The 20,957-nt window shown below is 57.0% G+C and carries 22 protein-coding genes; 6 read left to right on the top strand and 16 right to left on the bottom strand.

The features are described from left to right. Positions 1-10: 10 nt before the first annotated feature. Positions 11-373, bottom strand: coding sequence for a DUF3307 domain-containing protein (locus ACR0BK_RS10185; RefSeq protein ID WP_480473810.1), 363 nt, complete (start codon positions 371-373; stop codon positions 11-13). 244 nt (positions 374-617) lie between these two features. On the opposite strand from ACR0BK_RS10185, the gene ACR0BK_RS10180 reads away from it, so the two are divergent. After that, complete coding sequence (locus ACR0BK_RS10180) at positions 618-3,614, top strand: cyclic nucleotide-binding domain-containing protein (protein ID WP_480554581.1); 2,997 nt, start codon at positions 618-620, stop codon at positions 3,612-3,614. Between the two features lie 6 nt (positions 3,615-3,620). Here ACR0BK_RS10180 and ACR0BK_RS10175 read toward each other — a convergent pair whose 3' ends face one another. The 9 genes from ACR0BK_RS10175 to ACR0BK_RS10135 all read right to left on the bottom strand — a co-directional run bounded on the left by ACR0BK_RS10175 (position 3,621) and on the right by ACR0BK_RS10135 (position 11,804). Continuing rightward, the gene (locus ACR0BK_RS10175; RefSeq protein ID WP_480473809.1) at positions 3,621-3,908 is read right to left on the bottom strand and encodes an ArsR/SmtB family transcription factor; all 288 of its coding nucleotides are present in this window, start codon (positions 3,906-3,908) and stop codon (positions 3,621-3,623) included. 111 nt (positions 3,909-4,019) lie between these two features. Next, positions 4,020-5,252 (bottom strand): mandelate racemase/muconate lactonizing enzyme family protein, encoded by a 1,233-nt coding sequence (locus tag ACR0BK_RS10170; RefSeq protein WP_480518703.1) that lies wholly within the window; start codon positions 5,250-5,252, stop codon positions 4,020-4,022. A gap of 23 nt (positions 5,253-5,275) precedes the next feature. Beyond that, positions 5,276-6,370, bottom strand: coding sequence for a Zn-dependent alcohol dehydrogenase (locus tag ACR0BK_RS10165; RefSeq protein ID WP_480518705.1), 1,095 nt, complete (start codon positions 6,368-6,370; stop codon positions 5,276-5,278). Positions 6,371-6,452: 82 nt separating this feature from the next. After that, positions 6,453-7,652 carry a TCR/Tet family MFS transporter gene (locus tag ACR0BK_RS10160; protein WP_480518707.1) on the bottom strand — a complete coding sequence of 400 codons (1,200 nt, stop codon included), beginning with the start codon at positions 7,650-7,652 and terminating at the stop codon, positions 6,453-6,455. A gap of 86 nt (positions 7,653-7,738) precedes the next feature. Then, positions 7,739-8,455, bottom strand: coding sequence for an alpha/beta fold hydrolase (locus tag ACR0BK_RS10155; protein ID WP_480554545.1), 717 nt, complete (start codon positions 8,453-8,455; stop codon positions 7,739-7,741). A gap of 12 nt (positions 8,456-8,467) precedes the next feature. Further along, positions 8,468-9,256 (bottom strand): 3-oxoadipate enol-lactonase, encoded by a 789-nt coding sequence (gene pcaD / locus ACR0BK_RS10150; RefSeq protein WP_480554544.1) that lies wholly within the window; start codon positions 9,254-9,256, stop codon positions 8,468-8,470. A 60-nt stretch (positions 9,257-9,316) separates the two neighbouring features. After that, positions 9,317-10,291 (bottom strand): threonine ammonia-lyase, encoded by a 975-nt coding sequence (locus ACR0BK_RS10145; RefSeq protein WP_480554542.1) that lies wholly within the window; start codon positions 10,289-10,291, stop codon positions 9,317-9,319. Continuing rightward, positions 10,288-11,118: an alpha/beta fold hydrolase gene (locus ACR0BK_RS10140; RefSeq protein ID WP_480554541.1), complete on the bottom strand. Its 831-nt coding sequence runs from the start codon at positions 11,116-11,118 to the stop codon at positions 10,288-10,290. Before ACR0BK_RS10140 ends, ACR0BK_RS10145 begins: the two co-directional genes overlap by 4 nt. Continuing rightward, positions 11,118-11,804: a haloacid dehalogenase type II gene (locus tag ACR0BK_RS10135; protein ID WP_480473801.1), complete on the bottom strand. Its 687-nt coding sequence runs from the start codon at positions 11,802-11,804 to the stop codon at positions 11,118-11,120. Before ACR0BK_RS10135 ends, ACR0BK_RS10140 begins: the two co-directional genes overlap by 1 nt. Positions 11,805-11,929: 125 nt before the next feature. Between ACR0BK_RS10135 and ACR0BK_RS10130 the strand changes: the two genes are divergently transcribed. Beyond that, entirely contained in the window at positions 11,930-12,358 is a 429-nt protein-coding gene (locus ACR0BK_RS10130; protein ID WP_480554540.1) for an FKBP-type peptidyl-prolyl cis-trans isomerase, read from the top strand. Between the two features lie 33 nt (positions 12,359-12,391). Here ACR0BK_RS10130 and ACR0BK_RS10125 read toward each other — a convergent pair whose 3' ends face one another. The 4 genes from ACR0BK_RS10125 to fabA are packed head-to-tail and all read right to left on the bottom strand — an operon-like array spanning position 12,392 to position 15,197. Further along, positions 12,392-12,571: a hypothetical protein gene (locus ACR0BK_RS10125; RefSeq protein ID WP_267366102.1), complete on the bottom strand. Its 180-nt coding sequence runs from the start codon at positions 12,569-12,571 to the stop codon at positions 12,392-12,394. 58 nt (positions 12,572-12,629) lie between these two features. After that, positions 12,630-13,421, bottom strand: a complete 792-nt coding sequence (locus ACR0BK_RS10120) for an enoyl-ACP reductase FabI (RefSeq protein ID WP_267366101.1) — start codon at positions 13,419-13,421, stop codon at positions 12,630-12,632. A gap of 5 nt (positions 13,422-13,426) precedes the next feature. Next, positions 13,427-14,656 carry a beta-ketoacyl-ACP synthase I gene (fabB, locus tag ACR0BK_RS10115; protein ID WP_480518720.1) on the bottom strand — a complete coding sequence of 410 codons (1,230 nt, stop codon included), beginning with the start codon at positions 14,654-14,656 and terminating at the stop codon, positions 13,427-13,429. A 31-nt stretch (positions 14,657-14,687) separates the two neighbouring features. Continuing rightward, a complete protein-coding gene (gene fabA / locus ACR0BK_RS10110; RefSeq protein ID WP_209598228.1) occupies positions 14,688-15,197 on the bottom strand; it encodes a bifunctional 3-hydroxydecanoyl-ACP dehydratase/trans-2-decenoyl-ACP isomerase in 510 nt (169 codons plus the stop codon). 188 nt (positions 15,198-15,385) lie between these two features. Between fabA and irrA the strand changes: the two genes are divergently transcribed. Then, positions 15,386-15,802: an iron response transcriptional regulator IrrA gene (gene irrA / locus ACR0BK_RS10105; RefSeq protein WP_267366106.1), complete on the top strand. Its 417-nt coding sequence runs from the start codon at positions 15,386-15,388 to the stop codon at positions 15,800-15,802. Here the strand turns inward: irrA and ACR0BK_RS10100 are convergent. Continuing rightward, positions 15,780-16,703 (bottom strand): LysR family transcriptional regulator, encoded by a 924-nt coding sequence (locus ACR0BK_RS10100; RefSeq protein WP_480473797.1) that lies wholly within the window; start codon positions 16,701-16,703, stop codon positions 15,780-15,782. The two genes, irrA and ACR0BK_RS10100, sit on opposite strands and share 23 nt — an antisense overlap. Positions 16,704-16,786: 83 nt before the next feature. Between ACR0BK_RS10100 and ACR0BK_RS10095 the strand changes: the two genes are divergently transcribed. Further along, positions 16,787-17,584 (top strand): phytanoyl-CoA dioxygenase family protein, encoded by a 798-nt coding sequence (locus tag ACR0BK_RS10095; RefSeq protein ID WP_480554539.1) that lies wholly within the window; start codon positions 16,787-16,789, stop codon positions 17,582-17,584. Positions 17,585-17,590: 6 nt separating this feature from the next. Here the strand turns inward: ACR0BK_RS10095 and ACR0BK_RS10090 are convergent, their stop codons facing one another. Further along, positions 17,591-18,454, bottom strand: coding sequence for a hypothetical protein (locus ACR0BK_RS10090; protein ID WP_480554538.1), 864 nt, complete (start codon positions 18,452-18,454; stop codon positions 17,591-17,593). A 122-nt stretch (positions 18,455-18,576) separates the two neighbouring features. Between ACR0BK_RS10090 and miaB the strand changes: the two genes are divergently transcribed. Both miaB and ACR0BK_RS10080 read left to right on the top strand, forming a co-directional pair. Further along, the gene (miaB, locus tag ACR0BK_RS10085) at positions 18,577-19,896 is read left to right on the top strand and encodes a tRNA (N6-isopentenyl adenosine(37)-C2)-methylthiotransferase MiaB (protein WP_480554536.1); all 1,320 of its coding nucleotides are present in this window, start codon (positions 18,577-18,579) and stop codon (positions 19,894-19,896) included. A gap of 115 nt (positions 19,897-20,011) precedes the next feature. Further along, the gene (locus tag ACR0BK_RS10080; RefSeq protein WP_480554534.1) at positions 20,012-20,833 is read left to right on the top strand and encodes an outer membrane protein; all 822 of its coding nucleotides are present in this window, start codon (positions 20,012-20,014) and stop codon (positions 20,831-20,833) included. Positions 20,834-20,957 lie beyond the last annotated feature (124 nt).

The following is a 20,957-nucleotide window of genomic DNA, read 5'->3' as shown; positions in this document are numbered from 1 at the left end:
CTGATGTTAGTTACGTTGCCGCGAAGGTGACCCAGGCCCAGACCATCGCCACATAGGTCAGGTTGTGCAGGCACTGATCCAGCCCAGCCGCACGCCAGAATGCGGCCTGCGTGGGCTCAAGTTGTTTCTTGTCTGAATAGCTGGCTTTCACGAAATCGATATTGAAGTGAATAACCCATTCAAGCAATTCGACAATCAGGATAAACAACAGCGGCGCGCCGAAAGCGGCAAACACGATGACAGAGCCCGCAACATGAACTGCTGCGTGCTGCGCGCGTCCCAAGTGAAAATACTCGCCTCTGCCAGAGAGCATCTTCGGTGTCTGGAGGTAGTAGTCAGCGAACATATGCTTGATCTGTAAAAGGCAAAGCATAAGTAGCACTGCGCCAATACTGGCAGTCAAAAGAACCCTCCCGATATCGTTCAAAACTGACTTTAGGCAATAACACGGCCATGCGTAAATGAACTAGTTCACATAAGATAAAGAAAATTCTCAGGTGGGAAAAAAATTGCATAACGTGTCAGTATGGCAGTAAATTCAAACTGTTGAATTTGGGCGCACGGCGTCCGGGCCGTGTTATCGGCCAGCAGTAGGGGCAGGTTCCATAGAACGCACGATTTTCCGCTTTATCTGGAAATACTCCAAACGTGATCAGCTGATCCTGCTGGCTGTGACGGCGACGTTGTTTCCGTTGCTCTATCTTACGCTGGAGTTGCCCAAGCGTATCATCAACGACGCAATCGGTTCGACAACGGCCGAAGTGGATGTCTGGGGTTATACGCTTTCACAGACGAATTTCCTGATTATTTTGTGTTTTGCTTTCCTGGCTGCCGTGCTGGCGCACGGGCTGATGAAAATGCGCATCAACACCATGAAGGGTGTGCTGAGCGAACGCATGCTGCGACGGTTTCGGTATCAGCTGGTCAGCCGCGCGCTTCTTTTTCCGCAACCTTATTTCGAACGGGTCAGCCAGGGCGAAATGGTCTCGATGATCACGGCTGAAAGCGAACCGATGGGGGGGCTGATGGGCGATGCGATCAGCCAGCCGGTTCTGCAAGCCGGTCAGATGATCACCATCCTTTCTTTCCTGTTCTTGCAAAGCTTTTGGTTCGGGCTGGCCGCTGTCGCCCTGATCCCGGTACAGGCCTGGTTAATCCCCAAATTACAACGTCAGATCAACCTGTTGAACAAGAAACGCATTCAGGAAGTACGGGCGTTGGCTGCCCAGATCGGCGAAAACGCGGCAGGGGCGTCAACCCTACGCAGCAATGGCGGTTGGCGCTATCGCAGGGCTATGGTTTCTGATCAATTGGGGCGGCTTTTCACGATCCGCTTTGAGATTTACCAGAAGAAGTTCTTTATGAAGTTCATAAACAACTTCATCTCGCAGCTGACACCATTCATGTTCTACCTGATTGGTGGCCTTCTGGTGTTGCAGGGTTCGGTTTCGCTGGGGGCATTGGTTGCCGCGCTGGCGGCGTACAAGGATCTGAGCTCACCCTGGAAAGAGCTGTTGACCTATTACAACCAAACCCAGGACATGTCGTTGCGCTGGGAAATCGTCGTTGACCGTTTCGATCCGGCCGGATTGAAGGATGAAGTGCTGTTCGAGGGCGAACCAGCAGAGCGCCCCCACCTGAGCGGCGATATCGTGTTGAATCACGTTTCAGTTCGCGACATGGACGGAAATCAGGTGCTGGATGATCTGAATCTTACTTTTCCCGGTGGCAAGACGATTGGTATCGCCGCACCCAGCGAAGAGGATCGGCGCGCCATGGGTGAGCTGCTGACCCGCGAGATTTTGCCCGCTGCCGGCACGGTTCAGGTTGGGGATCTGAACCTGGCAGATCTGCATCAGGGCGTTGTGGCCGCGCGTATCGGGTACGCAACGTCCCGCCCGGTCATGTTTCAGGGAACGTTGGGTGACAACGTGATGATGCCGATGCGATTCAAACCCTTGGCTGAATCCTCAGACGACCCTGATTTTGCCGAGACTTTGCGGGCTGGAAACAGCATGGATCCGTTCAGGGTGGAATGGCTTGACCCGGCGCTGGCCGGGTTTGAAGACGCGACGGCGTTGCGCGACTGGTGGTTGCAGCTGATTGATGGAATGGGGTCCGGTGCAGCCTTGTTTCGGCGCGGTGCCGAACAAAGCTTTGTTGCGACCGAACACTGCGAACTGGCAAGGAAACTGGTCGAGCTGCGCCCGCTTGTTCGGCGGGCGGTCCATGACGCGGGTCTTGAGCAGCAGGCGCTGATATTCGACCGGAATGCTTACAACCCGGCGCTGCCTGTTGCCGAGAACCTGCTTTTTGCGACGCCCCGCGTGCCGGTGACGCAGGCGTTGCTTGCCCGGCAGAAGGTTTTCCTCATGCAGTTGCGAGAGCTGGGGCTGGATGAGACGCTGATCGCCCTGACCCGTGACGTGATCGAGATGCTGCGACAGATCTTCGGGTTCGACGGAACCGACCATCCGTTGTTCCGCAAGCTGGGTCTTGATGCAAAGACTTATGAGGCAGCTGTGGAGCTGGTTGAACAGACCCGCAAAGAGGGAACATCAGGGCTGGATGACGAACAGCTGGCCAGTATGTTGGCCGTGCCTTTCGTCGTCTCGGCTGAGCAGATTGGCCCGGCTTTCACGGATGAGCTGAAAGACCGCATTCTGGAACTGAGGCAGAGTCATTCGGATAAGCTGTTGGAAAGCCTGAAGGACGCATTTGTTCCGCTGGATCCGGAAGATTTCGCGCCTGGATTGACGGTCATGGAAAACGCGCTGTTCGGCAAGGTCAGCCAGATAGGCGGCGCGCGATCGGATGAGGCCCGCAAGGTCATTGTCGACGTGTTGGAGGAGAACGGTGCGCGTCCTTTGGTGGTCGAGCTGATTTATGACATTCCGGTTGCTTTGGGTGGGCAGAGCCTTCCGGCGGTTTTTGCCGAACCGCTGGCGTTTACCCGCGCGACAATCAAGAAGCCAGATATCCTGATCCTGGAGCAGGCATTGGCCAGTTACGACATGAAAACGCAGGTATCGGTTTACAAGAAGCTGCGCGAGTTGCTGCCGGATGCCACGGTGTTCTACCTCAATGACCAGTTCGAAAACCCGGACGTATTCGACATGTTCGTGGAAATCCGGCAAGGTCGTGTCGTCTCGGATGGAGGACCGGTAGACGTGGGAAAAGACAGCGCATCTTCAGCAGACCTGGCGCGGAAACTGCGCGCGCTGGAGCAGACCCCCTTGTTTTCGGGTCTGGACCGGAGGCAATTGCGCCTTCTGGCTTTTGGGGCGCAATGGTTCGATGCCAAGCCTGGGCAGGTGGTGTTCCTGAAAGATGATCAGCCCACCGATGGGGCTTATGTAGTGCTGGAGGGAGAGGCAGGCCTGTACCTGCCACAGGAAGATGGACCCGATCAGTTGATCACCACCGTGGGGCCGGGCGCATTGGTGGGTGAACTTGGTCTGATCCGCAAAGAACCACGCGCGCTGAGCATGATAGCCGAAACACAACTATCCTGCCTTAGGATCGGTGAGGAAGAATTCCTGGCCGTTGTGGAAAACGATGCGGCAACCGCGTTCAAGCTGATGCAGGTGATCGCCGGTTACGTGTCCAATTAGGCGTGATCAGCTGGCAGGCTCGCAGAACAGCTCGTACAGCAGACCGATCATCTGCGCTGCATTTCCATCGCTTAGCGAATAATAGATCGTTTTGCCATCTCTTCGGGTGGTGACAAATCCTTCCTCCCGCAGACGGGCCAACATTTGGCTGACGGCGGCTTGTCGCAATTGCAGCAAATCCTCAAGCTGGCCTACCGATTTCTCGCCATTCCCAAGGTGGCACAGGATCATCAGGCGCCCTTCATGCGCCAGTGTCTTGAGAAATGCAGCCGCGCGGGCAGCATTTTCTTTCATTTCTGATGGTGTGTCCGAGGTGTGTGCCTGAGGTTCGGTTTCTAGGAGTGTCACGTTTTGACCGTTGTGCCGTTAATCTTGGGTCAATATGCCTCAAACCCGTCTGTGTTGTCACCCCTCGGTTGCAGGGGCACCGCCCTGAAAAGCATTGCCATTAACGTAATCGCACGGCTCTTCCTGCATCTGCAAGTGCAAGCCGCGACCTTCATACGGGTGCGCGCGGGCCAGGTCTTCGTCGACATCGATCCCAAGTCCTGGCGCTGTCGGAGCGATCACGAAGCCGTCCTCTATCTGAATGGAACCTTTGATCAGCTGGTTGTGGAACGGTGTTTCAATGGTTTCCAGCAACAGCAGGTTCGGGATCGACGCGGCCAGGTGGATATTGGCGGCCCATTCGACCGGTCCAGCATAAAGATGTGGCGCCATCTGAGCATTGAATATCTCTGCTATAGCGGCGACTTTCTTCATCTCCCAGATTCCTCCGGCTCGCCCCAGCGCCGGTTGTAGGATTTCCGCAGCCCCGGCGCGCAGAACGGCTCCAAACTCGGCCTTGGTTGTCATGCGCTCTCCGGTGGCGATGGGGATACGGACGTTGCGGGCGACACGGGCCATGTCTTCGATCATATCAGGTGGCGTGGGTTCTTCGAACCATAGGGGCTGATATGGTTCCAGCGCCTGCCCCAGCCTAATGGCACCGGCCGTGTTGAACTGCCCGTGTGTGCCAAACAGCAGGTCGGCCTTGTCCCCTACGGCTTCGCGAATTGCCTTACAAAAGGCGACGGACATGGAAATGTCACTCATCGCGGGCATGTGGCCGCCATGGATTGTATAAGGGCCCGCCGGGTCGAATTTTACAGCGGTATAGCCGCGTCGCACCATTTCAGCGGCTGTTTCACCCGCTTGTTCGGGAGAGGTCCAGAAGTCGGTCAGATTGTGATGCGGCAAAGGGTAGAGGTAAGTGTAGGAGCGAATTCGCTCGTTCACCTTGCCGCCCAACAGGGCGTAAACCGGGCGGTCGCGATCCTTGCCCAGAATATCCCAACAGGCGATCTCCAACCCCGAGAATGCGCCCATCACCGTCAGGTCGGGGCGCTGCGTGAAGCCGCTGGAATAGGCACGGCGGAACATAAGCTCGATGTTTTCGGGGTTCTCGCCCAGCATGTGCCGTTCGAACACATCCCGGATGACGTGGCGCATCGCCTCGGGTCCGACGGACGAGGCATAGCATTCGCCCCAACCGGTTATGCCGGTGTCTGTCGTCAGTTTGACCAATATCCAGTATCGCCCCCCCCAACCCGGAGCGGGTGGGGCGGTGACGATGATGTCGAGATCCTGCAGTTTCATCTCAGTTCCTCCGAGCCGGGAGATCAGGTTCTGTCGAACAGGATCACGTTGCGCTTGGCAGATCCGGTTTTGGTATCGGCAATGGCCTCGTTGATCTGATCCAGCGACCAGCGGCCCGAGATCAGCTCGTCCAGTTTCAACCGACCCTGCTCGTAAAGGTCGATCATCCAGGGGATGTCCCGCTGAATAACCACATCACCCATTTTCGAGCCGACAACACCCTGGCCGAGGGCTGCCAGAACAACCGGTTCATAGCTGGCCATGCCGCCCGAATGCGGCATTCCGATCATGATGGCCTTACCGCCGCGGCCAAGATAACGCGGGGCCTGATCATAGGCGGCGATTGCGCCGACCGTAATCAGAACCGCATCGGCACCGCGTCCGCCAAGGGCTTTGAACGCTGCCTTCCAGGGTTCTTTCAGGCTGGCCAGCACGCCATGGGTCGCGCCGAACTCCTTCGCGATTTCCAGCTTTTCTTCAGTCATGTCGACGGCCACGATCCGTCGTGCTCCTGCGATCCGTGCGCCCTGAATGGCGTTCAGGCCAACACCACCCGCACCGATGACAACGACATCCTGACCCGGACGCAAATTGGCGGCGTTTACAGCAGCGCCGACCCCGGTGATCACCCCGCAAGACAGAAGGCTGGCCAGGTCTTTGGGCAGGCTTTCGGGTATCCTGACGATCTGCCGATGGCTCACCACAACTTTTTCGGCAAACGCGCCGCAGGCCATGGCCTGTTCCAGCGGATCGCCGTCAGCCGTTTTTAGCGGGCCTTTGACGGTGTCGTAAGGTGTTTCGCAATTTGTCGGGTGCCCTCCGGCACAGGTGGGGCAGGACCCGCACGCGCGGATCAGCGTCACAACTACAGGTTCGCCAATCCTGAAGTCCCCGGCGGCCTCTCCAACTGCGGAGATCACACCTGCGGCTTCGTGTCCGTAAACGGCGGGCAGGAACCCTCCCCAGGCACCTTCGGCATAGGATATATCTGAATGGCAGATGGCCACTGCATCCAGCGTCACTTCGACTTCGCCCGTGCCGGGGGGCGCCAGCTGAACCTCTTCGATAACCAGGGGTTCGCCGAATGCCCGGCAGACTGCGGCTTTGATTGTTTGCATGTTTTCCCTCATTCCCGTTGGCCCCACGGTGGCGTGGGAAAGCGTTGATCGCAAGGCGAAAACCGCCATGTAAGTGTCGTTGTTAAGCCACGACAGGCGGGGACCGGCGAAACAAAACGAACCCGGCCAGCATCAGCGCCAGTGCCAGCAGGAAAGGAGCACCCGGCAGGTACAGCGGTGTGTCGGGGCGAATGAATTGCGCAAATACGCTGGTCATGACCAGGGGCGAGATTACCATCGAAAGCGCGTGGAGCGCGGCGAGGACGCCCTGCAACTCCCCTTGCTGCGAATCTGGTGTCGCTTTGGACATCATTGCCTGAAGTGCCGGTGTGGTGATTGCCCCGATTGCGGTGATTGGGATGAACAAAAGCGCAATGAACCCGTTGGTCAGAAAGGCCAGAATTGCGAAACTAAGAATTTCAAAACCCATCCCGTAGATGATGGCACCCCGTTCGCCGCACAATCGGATTGCGGGGCGGATCAGACCGCCCTGCACAACGGCCATGCCGATCCCATAGACGCCCAGTGACAGGCCGATCATCTGAGGGGACCATCCGAACCGCTCGGTGGTGAAAAAGGACCAGATAGCGGGGTAGACGTAGATTGAGACCGAATACAGAAAGTAGACCCACAGCATAGGTCGGATACCGGGCAGTGCAGCAATGGCGCGCAGCGAATTCACCGGGTTGGCGCGGCGCAGGTTGAAGGCGCGCCGGGTCTTGTCGGTCACGGTTTCAGGCATCACGAAGCAGCCGATGGCAAAGATCAGTGCCACCAGACCTGCCGCAGCCCAAAACGGGGCACGGGTTCCATATTCGCTGAGCAACCCGCCGATCACTGGTCCGAGCACAAATCCGACGCCAAAGGCCGCCCCTAACAGGCCAAAGTTTGCGGCCTTGTCCTTGGGATCGGAAATATCCGCCATGAACGCGGCGGCGGTGGAATGCGTGGCTGCAGTAATACCGCCGACAATACGACCGGCCAGCAACAGCCAGATACTGCCCGCCACTGCCATAACCATATAATCAAGCGCCATGACGAACAGCGACAGCAGCAGCACAGTTCTGCGGCCATAGGCGTCGGACAGGTTTCCAAGGATTGGACCAAAGATGAATTGCATCGCCGCAAAAGCGGTACTCAGCACTCCACCCCAGATCGCCGCATTGGCAAGCGAACTGCCCTGCACATCAACAATCAGTTGCGGCATGATCGGCATAACCAGACCAATGCCCATTGCGTCGATCATGACGATGCTGAGGATGAAGAGTGATGGCAGGCGCATGGAACTCGGGCTGGTGATCTGTTCGTGGCACCCTAGGCACAGTCACCGAATGTGGGAAGACAGAGTTTTGCGTGCAGTCCGCCGCATCACTCAAATTTGCTTGCCAATTCGCTCAGCAATCCGGCCAGTTCCTGTGGATGCGAGAAAAACGGAGAATGCGAACTGTCGATGGTTCGCCGCAGGTCCTTCGGGATAAACGCGCACATGTCCGTCTGATATTCCGCGGGGATCGTTCGGTCATCTGTGGTGCGGATATAGGCCTTGGGCACTTCGTTGAAATTCGTGCCGACCGGCAGTGGTGTTTCCTGGGGGCGAATGGCCTGTGGGCACAGGCGCGCATAGGCGTAAGGCAGGATATCGTCAGGGCAATCGTGGTAGAACAGCTTTGGGATGGCATCTACCGACACGGTGTAAGACAGCCCGTCAGACGATTTGTCAATCGCGTGGGCAATTGTCTGCTGCGGGCCGCGTCTGCGCATTTCTGCCAGCGAAAGGCCATCGTGAGGCACGTAGGCGCACAGAAAGATCAGGGCGCGGATGGCGTCCGGTCGAGCTTCGGCGGCGGCGCTGATCGGATACCCGCCCCACGAGTGACCCACGACAATCGTATCGGGCGTACAGGCGTTCAGAACGGCATCGCGGCAATTTTCCAGCGTCACCTCGGACACCGGCGTTGGATCTGCACCATGGCTGGGCAAGTCGATGGCCCGGGCCGAATGTCCCAAAGCTTCCAGCGCGGGGATCAGGTCGCGCCAGCACCAGGCTCCGTGGCAGGAGCCGTGGACCAACAGGAAAGACGCCATCGCTGTTCTCCTTCAGATATGCCCGATATCGGTCAGAAACCGGGTCAGGATTGCTGCGTATTCTGCGGGTTTCTCGACGCAGGGCAAATGGCCAGCTCTGCGGATCAGTTCGAACCGCGATCCGGGGATCAGGTCGACAGTTTCGCGCACCAGATCGGGCGGGGTCGAGCCGTCCTCGCTTCCGGCGATGCCGAGCGTGGGAAGGCGCAGGCCGCTTGTGGGTGTATAGAAGTCGGTCCCGGCGACAGCAGCGCAACAGCCCAGATATCCGTCAAGCGGTTGGCTGATCATCATGTCGCGCCATGGCAGGTGGTTTTGCGCTGCGCGGAAATCACGGGAAAACCAGCGTTCCATCGTGGCGTCTGCCACCGCTTCAATCCTGCCGCGACGCACAGCGTCGATCCGATCCTGCCAGACTGCGGGTGTGGCGATTTTGGCAGCGGTGTTCGACAGAACCTGCGCACGTATCTGATCCATACGTTTGACGGCCAGCCCCTGTGCGATCATCCCGCCAATGGACAGGCCGACAAAAACGCAGTCGCGAACCTTCAGGTGATCCAGCAGCGACTCGGCATCGCGGATCAGGGCGCCCATAGAATAAGGCGCCGGTGGAACCGAGGATTGCCCATGCCCGCGTTTGTCATACCGGATGATACGCAACCCTTTGGGCAGGTGCAGTAACACGGCGTCCCATATGTGCAGGTTTGTTCCCAATGAGTTGGCAAAAACCAGTGGCGCGCCGTCCGCCGCACCATCGACACGGTAATTCAGTTTCACGTCGCCCAGATCAGCGATCATCATGACTCAGGTCCTTGCAGCCCCGGCGTTCCAGGTGCAACTTGCACAGGTTTGGGGTGCCTGTCAGGTCAGGAATTCCAACGCCCTGGAAAAAACATCCGGATCGACGTTACCACCCGATGTGACTACGATCACGTCGTCGCCCTCAATCTCGTCGCCCCGGAACAGGGCCGAGGCCAATGCGACTGCGCCGCCGGGCTCCAGCACGATCTTGAGGCGCAGGAAAGCAAGTGCCATGGCCCGCAGGGCCTCTTCTTCGGTCACCGAAATACCGGGCCCGCAAAGACGGTTTAGGATGGGAAAGGTGATGTCGCCGGGTTGCGGTGTCAGGATAGCATCGCAAATATTGCCTGATGCCGCGTTGTTGTTCTGAATCCGTCCCGTCGCCAGTGATCGTTTGACGTCATCGAACCCTTCCGGTTCGCACGGGCGTGCCCTTAGGTCGGGGGCGTGTTTTTCCAATGCCAGTGCAATGCCAGAGGTGAGGCCGCCACCGCCGCAACAGACCAGAACATCCGCCTGAGATAACCCAAGTTTCGCGGCCTGTCTGGCGATTTCCAAGCCGGTGGTACCTTGCCCGGCAATCACCTGAGGTTCGTCATATGGCCGGATCAGAGTCAGCCCGCGTTCGGCGGCGATGGTCTCCCCGATCTCTTCACGGCTTTCGTTTGCGCGGTCGTAAAGAACGACCTCACCTCCAAGCGCGCGGGTGTTTTCGATTTTCAGGTGTGGCGCGTCCGACGGCATGACAATGACAGAAGCAATACCGTGTTTCGCCGCCGCCATCGCAACGCCTTGTGCGTGATTGCCCGAAGAATATGCAATCACACCGCGCTGGCGTGTGTCTTCGTCCAGCGCGGATATGGCAGACCAAGCTCCCCGAAACTTGAAACTGCCCGTATGTTGCAGGCATTCCGGCTTGACCCAAATCCGGCGCCCGGCGATCGCGTCAAGAAATGGCGACGACAGAATTGGTGTCTCGCGGACATGTCCTTTAAGCCGTATGGCCGCGGCTTCGATCATTTCAAATGTGCTCATGCAGCGTTCTTCAATACCTTTTTGATGACATCCAGAGATTGCGGCTCATTCAAGAACGGAACATGCCCGCGATCCGGTACTTCGGCCGAGATCAGACCGGGATGCCGCCGGTGCATCTTAGCCAGTGTTTCTGCGCTCAGAACGTCCGAGTTTGCGCCCCTGATCGCGCCGCATGGAATATTGCGCAGCGCTTCAAAAAACAACCAATAGTCGGGTATAGCACCGCTCGCGGCCTGTTCCAGAAGCGCCTTGCGCAGGGCCGGATCATAGCGCAGCGCCAGCCCGTCCCTTTGTTGTTCGTATTGAATTTCGGCCTGTTTGCGCCAGATCTCCAGCGGAACCCTGGGAAATTGCGGCTCCATCATATGTTTCAGGGCGGCAGCAGCTTCGTCATGGGTTCTCGCGGTGGGTTGCGCGCCCACATAGGCCATGATCTTGGCGATGCCTGACGTCTCGATGACGGGCCCCACATCGTTTAGGATCACACCGACCAAACGTTCGGGGTGGCTTGCTGCCAGTGCCATGGCAATCAGCCCGCCCCGCGAGGTGCCCAGAATGACCGCTTTTTCGATGCCCAGAATATCCAGCAGTTCAATCGCGTCATGGGATTCACGAAAGATGTTGTAGTTCATGAAATCGGGATCGTAGTCCGAGCGGCCGCGCCCCCTGTAATCCATCGCAATCATGCGCAGTTCAGTGGCATGTGGTGCGAAATACGAAAAATCCCGGCTGTTCCTAGTCAATCCGGCCAGACACAAAAGCGGCGTGCCCGATCCATGGTCTTCGAAATAGATGCGCTTGCCGTCCGAAGTCGTAAAGTCTGACATCAAAGACCAGCCAGCTTGGGAATGGTGGTCAAATCAGACAGAACATGCGCTGGCGTCCACGGCAGCCGGTCCATTGGTTCCCCGATCCGATTGACCCAGACGGTGACAAAACCATAACCGCTGGCCCCCGCGGCATCCCAGCCGTTTGAACTGACGAACAAGACTTCGTCGCGGGCGCAGTCAAACCTGTTCTGAACCAGATCATAGACACGGGAATGGGGCTTGAAGACCCCAACGCTTTCGACCGACAGCACGTCATCCAGCACATCGCCGATCCCGGCGGACTGAACAGCACCGTCCAGCATGGGCGGTGATCCGTTGGACAGGATGGCAGTCTGCATCCCGCCATCCTTGAGGGTTTTCAACATGGCAGGAACTTCGGGATAGGCCTGCAACTCCCAATAAAGATCCAGCAAGCGTTGGCGCAGTTCAGGGTTGCCCTGCAGGCCTGCAGCTTCCAGCGCCCAGTCCAGCCCGTCCTGCGTGACATCCCAGAAGTCCGCATGCGCATCAGCCACTGCACGCAGCCACGTGTATTGCAATTGCTTCAGGCGCCAATGTCCCGCGACCTCGGGCCATTTGTCTTTCAGTGCTTCGAATCCAGGTTCGCTTGCCGCCTGCCGGGCGGCGGCCGCAACATCAAACAGTGTTCCGTAGGCGTCGAACACGCAGGTCGTGACTGCCATATGACCCTCCTTTGATTGCGCGCAGGTTGGCACAACACGGAATGGGGGGGAAGGGCCAAGGGTTTACAACTTTGTGTCAATCTCTAGGGTTGGCCGCTTAACCCCTAAAACGGCCGGAGGCCACTATGACCGAAATCAAGCAAGGCGACACGGTTCGCATCCATTACACAGGGACATTGCTGGATGGCAAAGTCTTTGACAGCTCGGATGGGCGCGATCCGTTGGAGTTCGTGGTTGGATCGGGTCAGATTATTCCCGGTCTGGACAGTGCCATGCCCGGTTTGTCCGCAGGTGACAAGAAACGGGTCGAGATTGCCTGTACCGACGCCTACGGCCCGATCAATCCTGCGATGCGTCAGGAAATCCCCCGTGAGGGTATTCCCGAGGATATTCCGCTAGATCCGGGCACTCAACTGCAGATGCAGACACCTGACGGTCAGGCCGTACCAGTGACAGTTGTGGACGCCAACGAAGCGACTGTAACTCTGGATGGGAATCATCCGTTGGCCGGACAGGATCTGGTGTTTGAGATTGAAGTCATCTCGATCAATTGAGACTTAGTTCGGGTTGGAAATCCTGCACGGACTTCAGCCGATCAAAGCTTCAACAGCTGCACGTACCTGTGGCTGGGTGAAAAAGACAAACACCAGCAGCAATGAAGTCAGCGCGAGCAGCAGCACTCTGGCCCGCTGGCTGAGGAAACCGGACTTTTTCCGGCTTTGCACTGATCGTGCGTTGTTTGCAATGATTTGATCTAGCTTGCTCATATCGAAGTCCTGCCGCCCAAAGATGGTGAAATCTTGGCGGCGGCAGGGAAAGATATGGTCACATGAAATCGGGTTGCGGCATGCCCAGAACGTGGAAACCACCGTCAACTCGGATGATTTCACCAGACGTGCAGGCACCCGCATCAGATGTCAGGTAAACTGCGGTCCCGCCAACAGCTTCCAGTGTGGCATTCGAACGCATCGGCGCATTCTGATCACAGAACTTGTATGTCCTGCGCGCTCCGCCAATGGCCGCACCGGCAAGGGTTTTCATCGGCCCAGGTGAGATTGCGTTCACGCGGATACCATCCGGGCCAAGGTCATTGGCCAGATAACGGGTCGCCGATTCCAGCGCAGCCTTGGCAACACCCATGACGTTGTAGTTCGGTACGACCCGGTTTGATCCCTGATAAGTCAGCGTCAGCAGCGAGCCCCCATTGTCCTTCATCATCGGATAGGCGCGGCGCGCCACCTCGATGAAAGAATAGGCCGACACGTCCATCGAGTGTTTGAAGTTCGCCCGCGTGGTATTCAGAAACCGGCCTGTCAGCTCGGACTTATCCGAATACGCAATGGCATGAACAACAAAGTCGATGGTGGGCCAACGCTGAGCCAGCTCACCAAAGGCGCGATCCAGTGACTCGTCGTCGGTCACATCGGCATCCACCATGAAATCACTGCCCAAGCTTTGAGCGAGAGGTTCCAACCGCTTGCCGAACGCTTCGCCCTGATAGGTGAAGGCCAGTTCTGCGCCTGCCTCGTGCATGGCCTTGGCAATGCCCCACGCGATTGAGCGGTCATTGGCCACGCCCATGATCAGGCCGCGTTTACCTTTGAGAAGATCCGACATCACTTTCACCCGTTATACTTAGACAGAATCATGGACCCGTTAGTGCCGCCAAAGCCGAAGCTGTTGGTCATGACACTGTCCAGTCCTGCGTTTTCAACCACTTCAGTTGCAATTTCACCGGGCAAGATGCCTTGGGCGAGTGTGTCGACATTGATCGACGGCGTAATGAAATCATTGTCCAGCATGAGTAAGCAGAAGATCGCCTCAAGCGCTCCTGCCGCGCCTTGCGCGTGGCCAGTCATTGATTTGGTCGAGGAAATCGGCGGTACATTGCCTTCACCGAAGATGCGGCGCACAGCCTCTACTTCGCCCACGTCACCGACAGGGGTCGAGGTCCCATGTGCATTGATATAGCCGACCTTGCGACCTTCGGGCAGTGTGTCCAGCGCCAGCCGCATCGCGCGCTCGCCGCCTTCACCTGAAGGGGCCACCATATCATGGCCATCCGAAGTGGCAGCATAGCCGGTGACTTCGGCATAAATCTTTGCGCCGCGGGCCAGAGCGTGCTCCAACTCTTCCAGAACGAGGATGCCGCCGCCACCGGAAATCACAAACCCGTCACGGTTTTCGTCAAACGCGCGCGAGGCTTTCTCGGGCGTGTCATTGTATTTCGACGACATCGCGCCCATCGCATCGAACAGACACGAAAGCGTCCAGTCCAGTTCTTCGCCGCCGCCAGCAAACATGACGTCCTGTTTGCCCAGCATGATCTGTTCGGCCGCGTTGCCGATGCAATGCAGCGAGGTCGAGCAGGCCGAGGTGATCGAATAGTTGATACCCTTGATCTTGAACGCGGTCGCCAGGTTTGCCGAAATTGTCGAGCACATACATTTTGGCACGGCGAACGGCCCTATCCGTTTGGTTGCACCGGTGCTCAGAACCGTCTGATGCGCGGTCAGCATCGCGCTTGTCGACGGGCCGCCGGATCCGGCCACCAAACCTGTACGCGGGTTGACTACCTGGTCCTCGGTCAGACCGGAATCTGCAATGGCCTGAGACATGGCGATATGAGCGTAAGCCGCGCCCGGACCCATGAAGCGCAGGGTGCGTTTGTCTACGTGTTCAGCCACGTCAATCTTGAGCGTTCCCGCGATCTGACTGCGAAACCCGTGTTCTGCCATCTGTTCGCTGGCTTCGATCCCGGATTTACCTGCTTTGAGCGAGGCCAGAACCTCTTGGGCATTATTCCCGATCGAAGACACTACCCCCAGACCGGTGACGACTACTCGACGCATGTGCGCACTCCTTATTTCGGGTCGTACAGGCTCAGGCCTCGGACAGAACGACCTTCATATCTTTGACATCATAGATCATCTCGCCATCGGCTTCGACGATTCCATCTGCCACACCCATGGTCAGGCGACGTGTCTGAATCGCTTTTTTGAAATCGATTTTATACGTTAGCATCTTGCGGTCCGGACGAACCATACCGGTCAGTTTCACTTCGCCCACGCCAACGGCCATGCCGCGCCCTTGCCATCCACGCCAACCCAGGTTGAAACCGGTCAGCTGCCATAGACCGTCAAGGCCAAGGCAACCCGGCATAATCGGGTTGCCTGGAAAATGGCAGTCAAAGAACCAAAGGTCAGGGGTGATATCGAACTCGGCCAGCACATGGCCTTTGCCGTGCAGGCCACCATCATCCGAGATGTCGGTGATCCGGTCCATCATCAGCATTGGCGGGGCGGGCAATTGTGCATTGCCGGGGCCAAATAATTCGCCGCGGGCGCATTTCAGCAGATCGTCTTTGTCAAAACTGCTCGGGAACTGGGCCATTCTTGCCGCCTCTCCTGCCGTGGGTCCGTTCGTAATATCTGGCCTCGTCTAGCACCCGTTTGCAAGGTCCTGCAAGAGCAGCGGCCACATCATGTTGTGTATACCGCGTTCTTTGCGAATGAATTTCATTTGAAATTGCCAACCATGCGCTCCTATATATAATGGAAGTCACTATGGGTATTGGATCAATGACACCGCAGAGCGGCGATATAGCTACAGGTTGGCTGGTGAACGCTGGCCTGCGTCCGACGCGTCAGCGTGTGGCGTTGGCCGAGCTTTTAGTGGGCGATGGCCGCCATCGTCACGTTACCGCCGAGAGCCTGTTTGAATCGGCCAAGGCGAATGGTGACGCTGTATCACTGGCGACGGTTTACAATACCCTGCGCGCGTTTTGCGACGCTGGCGTTCTGCAGGAAATCACTGTGGACGGGTCAAAAAGCTATTTCGACACGAACACGCATGATCACCCTCATTTTTATTGGGAAGACGAGGCACGCCTGAGTGATGCGCCATCGGACCAATTGGTGATCCAGCGCCTGCCCGAAGCGCCCGAAGGGGTCGAGATTGCCTCGGTTGACGTTGTCATTCGCCTGCGCAAAAAGTAGCGCCAACACCGCCGTTCAAACTCGCCAACAACAAACGTTCAACCTGATCAATGGTCGCGTCAGCGGGCCCTGTTCCGTGGCGCGCAAGAACAACGGATTCAGTTGCGTCCTGATTGCTGATCGGAACACTGACAAGACGTCTGTTGTCATAACTGACCGCGTTGAGCGGGCTGGTATAGCTGATCCCGATCCCTTCGCCATGGGCGGCAAGACTGCGCTGAATCTCGATCGATGCTGCCCTATGTGCGACAGTCGGGTGCAGACCGTTGCGCCGAAAGAGACTGAGGATGTGTTGTGCCGACCAGCCTTCTGTTGACAGGATCAACGGGTGAGCAGCCAAGTCAGCCAGTGAGACCGTGCCCGCTGTCGCCAATAGATGATCTGGGGGGATAAGGGCCTTTGGCCGACTGTCGAACAGTTTTGCTCGTGTGAACCCCGCATCCATTGTCAGCTCGTAAGTGATGGCAATATCGATCTGGCCATCAATCAATCTGTTCAGCAGCCCTTCGAAGGAGGCGGCAAAGTAAGTGATAGCGATGTTTGGAAAAGCATTGCGCAAATGGTGCAGGGCGGGTGCCAGCAGGAATGGGGCGAGGTCCGTAAAACACCCCAGTCTTAGACGTGTCGTGCCCGGCGATGGAGTTTCTGATGACTCGATTTGGGCTGCGTCTTTCAGAAGGGTCTCGGCCTGATCGATGAATTTTCGCCCCTGAGGCGTCAGCGCCATGGCCGAGCCTCGGCGGCGGATAAACAGCGGGTGTCCCAAATGTGCTTCGACACGCGTCAGGGCTGTGGACAGGGCCGGTTGCGATACATTCAGGTATTGTGCGGCTGCGGACAGGCTGCCGTGGCGCCCGACCGCGCAAACATATTCGTACTGACGCAGTGAAATGTATAACATAAAGTTAATTATAACTTCGAAAGATATGATTTGAACAGAACACTCCTTCAACGCAAAAGATTGGAAAACGAATGGAGACCCGGATGCCTCACCCGCTTGTAACTCAAGAGATGATCACAACGTATCAGGATGATGGCGTCGTTCTGATCAAAGGGCTGTTTGCAGATTATGTGGATCAACTGCGCGACGGCATTGCCGCGAATATGGCAGAGCCTGGCCCGTATGCATCAGAAAACAAGAAAGAGGGTCAAACGGGTCTGTTCTTTGACGATTATTGCAACTGGACCCGCATCCCGCAGTTCCGCGAGGTGATCGAAAACTCGCCCGCGGCCGAGGTCGCAGCGGACCTGATGCAGTCGAAAAGTGTTCAGGTGTTTCACGACCACGTATTGGTAAAAGAGCCCGGGACATCCATGGCCACGCCCTGGCATCAGGATGGCCCATATTACTTCGTTGAGGGTCAGCAAACCATCAGCTTCTGGTCTCCGCTGGATCCGGTCAGGCAGGCGACGTTGCGCTGTGTCGCGGGCTCTCACCGGTGGGAGAAAGAGGTGCTGCCAACCCGCTGGGTTTCTGAGGAAGGTTTTTTCCCGGATGAAGGCCAGTACATCCCCGTGCCGGACCCGGATGCCGAGGGCATGAAGGTCGTCGAATTCGAAATGGACCCCGGTGACGCCGTTGCCTTCAATTATCGCACCCTTCACGGTGCGCGAGGAAACCACTCGGACAGCCGTCGCCGCGCCTTTTCTCTGCGGCTGGTCGGCGATGACGCAAGTTATGTAGAGCGTCCAGGCAGAACCTCTCCACCGTTTCCCGGCCATGACATGACGCCGGGGCAGCGTCTGCGAGAAGACTGGTTTCCGGTCCTGTTTCAGCGCTGAGGCGCTTCAGAACCATTGGCCTGATTCGATCAGGCCCAGATCCAGCAGCTGCCGCGAGTGCCATTCAAAAGGCACGGAGTTGCGCCAGCTAAAACTTGGAATGTCAAAAGTCGACCCGGCATTTGTTTTGAGCGCCTTCGCGGCGCGGAAGGAACAGATAGCCGCTGTCACGTTGTGATGCCATGGGCAGGAATAGGTATTGTATTCCGGCTCATTGAACGTGTGGTCGGATTTCAGGATCAGGCCCTTTTGCGCCTTGAACAGGGCGATGCGGTCGATGCGACGGCGTTCATAGGGAATGTGATCCTCGAACCGCCAGCGCAAGCCACCTGACAGGTCCACCTGACGGTCCAGTGGTTGGCCATCAGGGTCGTGGCGTGATTGGGCATAGTAACCCGTTTTGTCGAACAAAGCCTGTTCGGGGGCGACACCGTTGGGAAAAGCGGTCAGGTCCTCGGCATAAAGGTCGATGACGTAGCTCAGCATCGCATTGCGGCGTTCTTCGCTGTGAAAGGCCAGCATTTCGCTAATGCTGCGCGTTTCGCAAAACGGAAAGAACAGGTATTCGGCGTTATAGCAGTAATACATCCAGATGCCGGGTGCGGCCTGAATTATTCTGTTCAGGGTATCGAAAACCACCGTTCGGGGAACGCATTTCAAGGTGACCCGATGCACTCGGTCGGTCAACGCGGGCTCTAGTCGGAACTCCTGAGGCATGAAGGCGATAACGGATTTGAACCCTAGCTTCAGATGGTGATGCAGAGTGCTTTCCAACTCGACCTCGTCCTCGGCAAAGACCATCGCAACGGGGCCTTGCGCCATTGCGGGCTGCCCGGCTTTCAGGAAATGGTCGAGGGAATCGTATTGCATCGGCTGTTTTCGGTTTTGTCTTGCTGGAAAGTTCCGCCAAATTCGGGTAATTGCGCCCGCATTGCAAGCGGCGTTCGAAGCAGATAGACGACGCCGGTCCAGCGAATGCAAAGGCCCGTCTCATGTCCGAACCGAAGAAGCTGTTTATCAAGACCTATGGCTGTCAGATGAATGTCTATGACAGCGAACGCATGTCCGAGGCGCTGGGCGGGCAGGGTTATGTTGAAACCCAGACCCCCGAAGATGCGGATATGATCCTGCTGAACACCTGCCACATCCGCGAGAAAGCGGCAGAGAAAGTGTATTCCGAACTGGGGCGCTTCAAGGGTCTGAAGGCCGAGAAGCCTGATTTGAAAATCGGCGTGGCGGGCTGTGTCGCTCAGGCTGAAGGCGAAGAGATCATGCGCCGCCAGCCGCTGGTTGATCTGGTGGTCGGTCCGCAAAGCTATCACCGCCTGCCCGAGATGGAGGCAAAGACCCGAGCGGGCGAAAAGGCGCTGGACACGGATTTCCCCGAAGAGGACAAGTTCGAAAAACTGAAAAACCGCCCCAAGGCCAAGCGCGGCCCGACGGCGTTTCTGACTGTTCAGGAGGGCTGTGATAAATTCTGCGCCTTCTGCGTGGTTCCTTATACGCGCGGTGCTGAAGTCAGCCGTCCAGCGGATCGCATCATCCGCGAAGCCAATGATCTGGTCGAGCGCGGGGTGCGCGAGATCACGTTGCTGGGCCAAAACGTCAACGCCTATCACGGTGCCGGGGCAAATGGTGACATTACACTTGCCGGCTTGATCTGGGAATTGAACAAGGTCGACGGGCTGGAACGCATCCGCTTTACGACCTCGCACCCGAACGACATGGCCGACGACCTGATCGAGGCGCATGGCACCTGTGACAAGCTGATGCCCTATCTACACTTGCCGGTTCAGTCGGGTTCGGACCGTATCCTCAAGCGGATGAACCGCAGCCATACGGCGGAAAGCTATCTGCGGCTGGTCGAACGCATTCGCGCGGCGCGGCCTGATATCGTGATGTCGGGAGACTTCATAGTTGGTTTCCCCGAAGAAACCGAAGATGATTTTCAGGCCACGATGGATTTGGTCGAAGAGGTCAAATACGGCTACGCCTATTCCTTCAAATACTCCACACGTCCGGGAACCCCAGCGGCTGAACGAGCCCAGGTTGATCCGGCAGTGTCAGATGAACGGTTGCAGCGGCTTCAGGCCTTGATCACGCGTCATCAGCGGGAAATTCAGGACGGTATGGTTGGACGCACAGTCCGCGTTCTTTTCGAGAAACCGGGGCGCCTGCCCGAACAGATGGTTGGAAAGTCCGAATACCTGCATTCGGTGCACGTAAAAGGACCAGAGATCGCCACGGGTGACTTGAGAGAGGTCCGGATCACTGCGTCGGGGGCGAATTCTCTGGCCGGTGAGTTGCTGTAGATCGGTGTTTACACCTCCCGGACACCATAGTTGGTGTTTGTTTCCAAAATTTACCCTTGATTTATTGCTTGGAACTATGCTCCGAGAGGAGCCATGGTTTTCGGGGCGCAAGGATTTGCGCCTGCAAATCGGCAATATGCCGGTCCCGGAAAACGGGATGAGGGAGGTACGAGTGACGACTTTCAATAGCTTTACGAGCCTGAGCAGGTTGAAAACGCTGACACTAACTGCCGCTGTTACACTGATTGCCAGCGCATCCATTGCCGGTGATTTGAAAGGTGAGATAAGCGATCCGGAAGTGGTCAGCCCGAAAAGATTCAGCAGCGATGTCAGTGCTTTTTATCTGGGGCTTACTGGTGGTTATGGCGCTGGTGGGGACGATCGATTTGGCCTGACAACACCCGGCGGACAGTTTGATATCGGTGATCAGGATTTGTCGGGAGCATACGGGGGGGTCCGGGGCGGCTGGCGTGGCATTTTACCTGCAAGGGAAGGGCGCGACTATGTCTACGGCTTCGAAATCGGGTATGAATTCGGATCTCTTGACGACACTGTCAGCAGGCGGATCGGCAGCGTCAATGTGCAGGGCGGAACAAAGATATCGGATGTTCTGGCAGTCCGATTTCGCAATGGTCTGACGAACCGCAGCGGACGAATTCTGTATTTTTTTAGCGTCGGATATCTGTGGGGCGATGTGGAAACAACCAACAGTATTGCATCGGCCACCTCGGTTCAGAATTTCCCGGTGTCAGATCGGCGGAACGGCTATTCGGCAAGCATAGGGGCCGAGCATAGGTTGTCCGACAATTGGTCGATTACGGGCGAATATGAATATGTCCAGTTCCAATCAAAAGACATCCAGTTCAGTTCTGGCTTCTCCACAAAGTCCACACCAAAATACAGCGGATTAAGATTCGGGCTGAATTACACCTTCTGATGTTCATCCAATCGGCAACCAATCACCGTTAAATCGGCTGTTATGACATCTCAGCATTTATTTTTTAAACTGTGGCTTGCGCCTACCAAGATTTGTTGTCTACGCTCGGGGTGAACAGCCAAGA

The sequence above is a fragment of the Ruegeria sp. AF1 genome (assembly GCF_056542125.1).
This window is presented reverse-complemented; position numbering and strand designations above follow the sequence as displayed.

What these genes read in the sequence shown, in the direction of transcription:
- ACR0BK_RS10185 (WP_480473810.1), bottom strand. Translation starts at nt 373, where the DNA reads ATGCTTTGCCTTTTACAGATCAAGCATATGTTCGCTGACTACTACCTC.
- ACR0BK_RS10175 (WP_480473809.1), bottom strand. Translation starts at nt 3,908, where the DNA reads ATGAAAGAAAATGCTGCCCGCGCGGCTGCATTTCTCAAGACACTGGCG.
- ACR0BK_RS10170 (WP_480518703.1), bottom strand. Translation starts at nt 5,252, where the DNA reads ATGAAACTGCAGGATCTCGACATCATCGTCACCGCCCCACCCGCTCCG.
- ACR0BK_RS10165 (WP_480518705.1), bottom strand. Translation starts at nt 6,370, where the DNA reads ATGCAAACAATCAAAGCCGCAGTCTGCCGGGCATTCGGCGAACCCCTG.
- ACR0BK_RS10160 (WP_480518707.1), bottom strand. Translation starts at nt 7,652, where the DNA reads ATGCGCCTGCCATCACTCTTCATCCTCAGCATCGTCATGATCGACGCA.
- ACR0BK_RS10155 (WP_480554545.1), bottom strand. Translation starts at nt 8,455, where the DNA reads ATGGCGTCTTTCCTGTTGGTCCACGGCTCCTGCCACGGAGCCTGGTGC.
- pcaD (WP_480554544.1), bottom strand. Translation starts at nt 9,256, where the DNA reads ATGATGATCGCTGATCTGGGCGACGTGAAACTGAATTACCGTGTCGAT.
- ACR0BK_RS10145 (WP_480554542.1), bottom strand. Translation starts at nt 10,291, where the DNA reads ATGAGCACATTTGAAATGATCGAAGCCGCGGCCATACGGCTTAAAGGA.
- ACR0BK_RS10140 (WP_480554541.1), bottom strand. Translation starts at nt 11,118, where the DNA reads ATGTCAGACTTTACGACTTCGGACGGCAAGCGCATCTATTTCGAAGAC.
- ACR0BK_RS10135 (WP_480473801.1), bottom strand. Translation starts at nt 11,804, where the DNA reads ATGGCAGTCACGACCTGCGTGTTCGACGCCTACGGAACACTGTTTGAT.
- ACR0BK_RS10130 (WP_480554540.1), top strand. Translation starts at nt 11,930, where the DNA reads ATGACCGAAATCAAGCAAGGCGACACGGTTCGCATCCATTACACAGGG.
- ACR0BK_RS10125 (WP_267366102.1), bottom strand. Translation starts at nt 12,571, where the DNA reads ATGAGCAAGCTAGATCAAATCATTGCAAACAACGCACGATCAGTGCAA.
- ACR0BK_RS10120 (WP_267366101.1), bottom strand. Translation starts at nt 13,421, where the DNA reads ATGTCGGATCTTCTCAAAGGTAAACGCGGCCTGATCATGGGCGTGGCC.
- fabB (WP_480518720.1), bottom strand. Translation starts at nt 14,656, where the DNA reads ATGCGTCGAGTAGTCGTCACCGGTCTGGGGGTAGTGTCTTCGATCGGG.
- fabA (WP_209598228.1), bottom strand. Translation starts at nt 15,197, where the DNA reads ATGGCCCAGTTCCCGAGCAGTTTTGACAAAGACGATCTGCTGAAATGC.
- irrA (WP_267366106.1), top strand. Translation starts at nt 15,386, where the DNA reads ATGACACCGCAGAGCGGCGATATAGCTACAGGTTGGCTGGTGAACGCT.
- ACR0BK_RS10100 (WP_480473797.1), bottom strand. Translation starts at nt 16,703, where the DNA reads ATGTTATACATTTCACTGCGTCAGTACGAATATGTTTGCGCGGTCGGG.
- ACR0BK_RS10095 (WP_480554539.1), top strand. Translation starts at nt 16,787, where the DNA reads ATGCCTCACCCGCTTGTAACTCAAGAGATGATCACAACGTATCAGGAT.
- ACR0BK_RS10090 (WP_480554538.1), bottom strand. Translation starts at nt 18,454, where the DNA reads ATGCAATACGATTCCCTCGACCATTTCCTGAAAGCCGGGCAGCCCGCA.
- miaB (WP_480554536.1), top strand. Translation starts at nt 18,577, where the DNA reads ATGTCCGAACCGAAGAAGCTGTTTATCAAGACCTATGGCTGTCAGATG.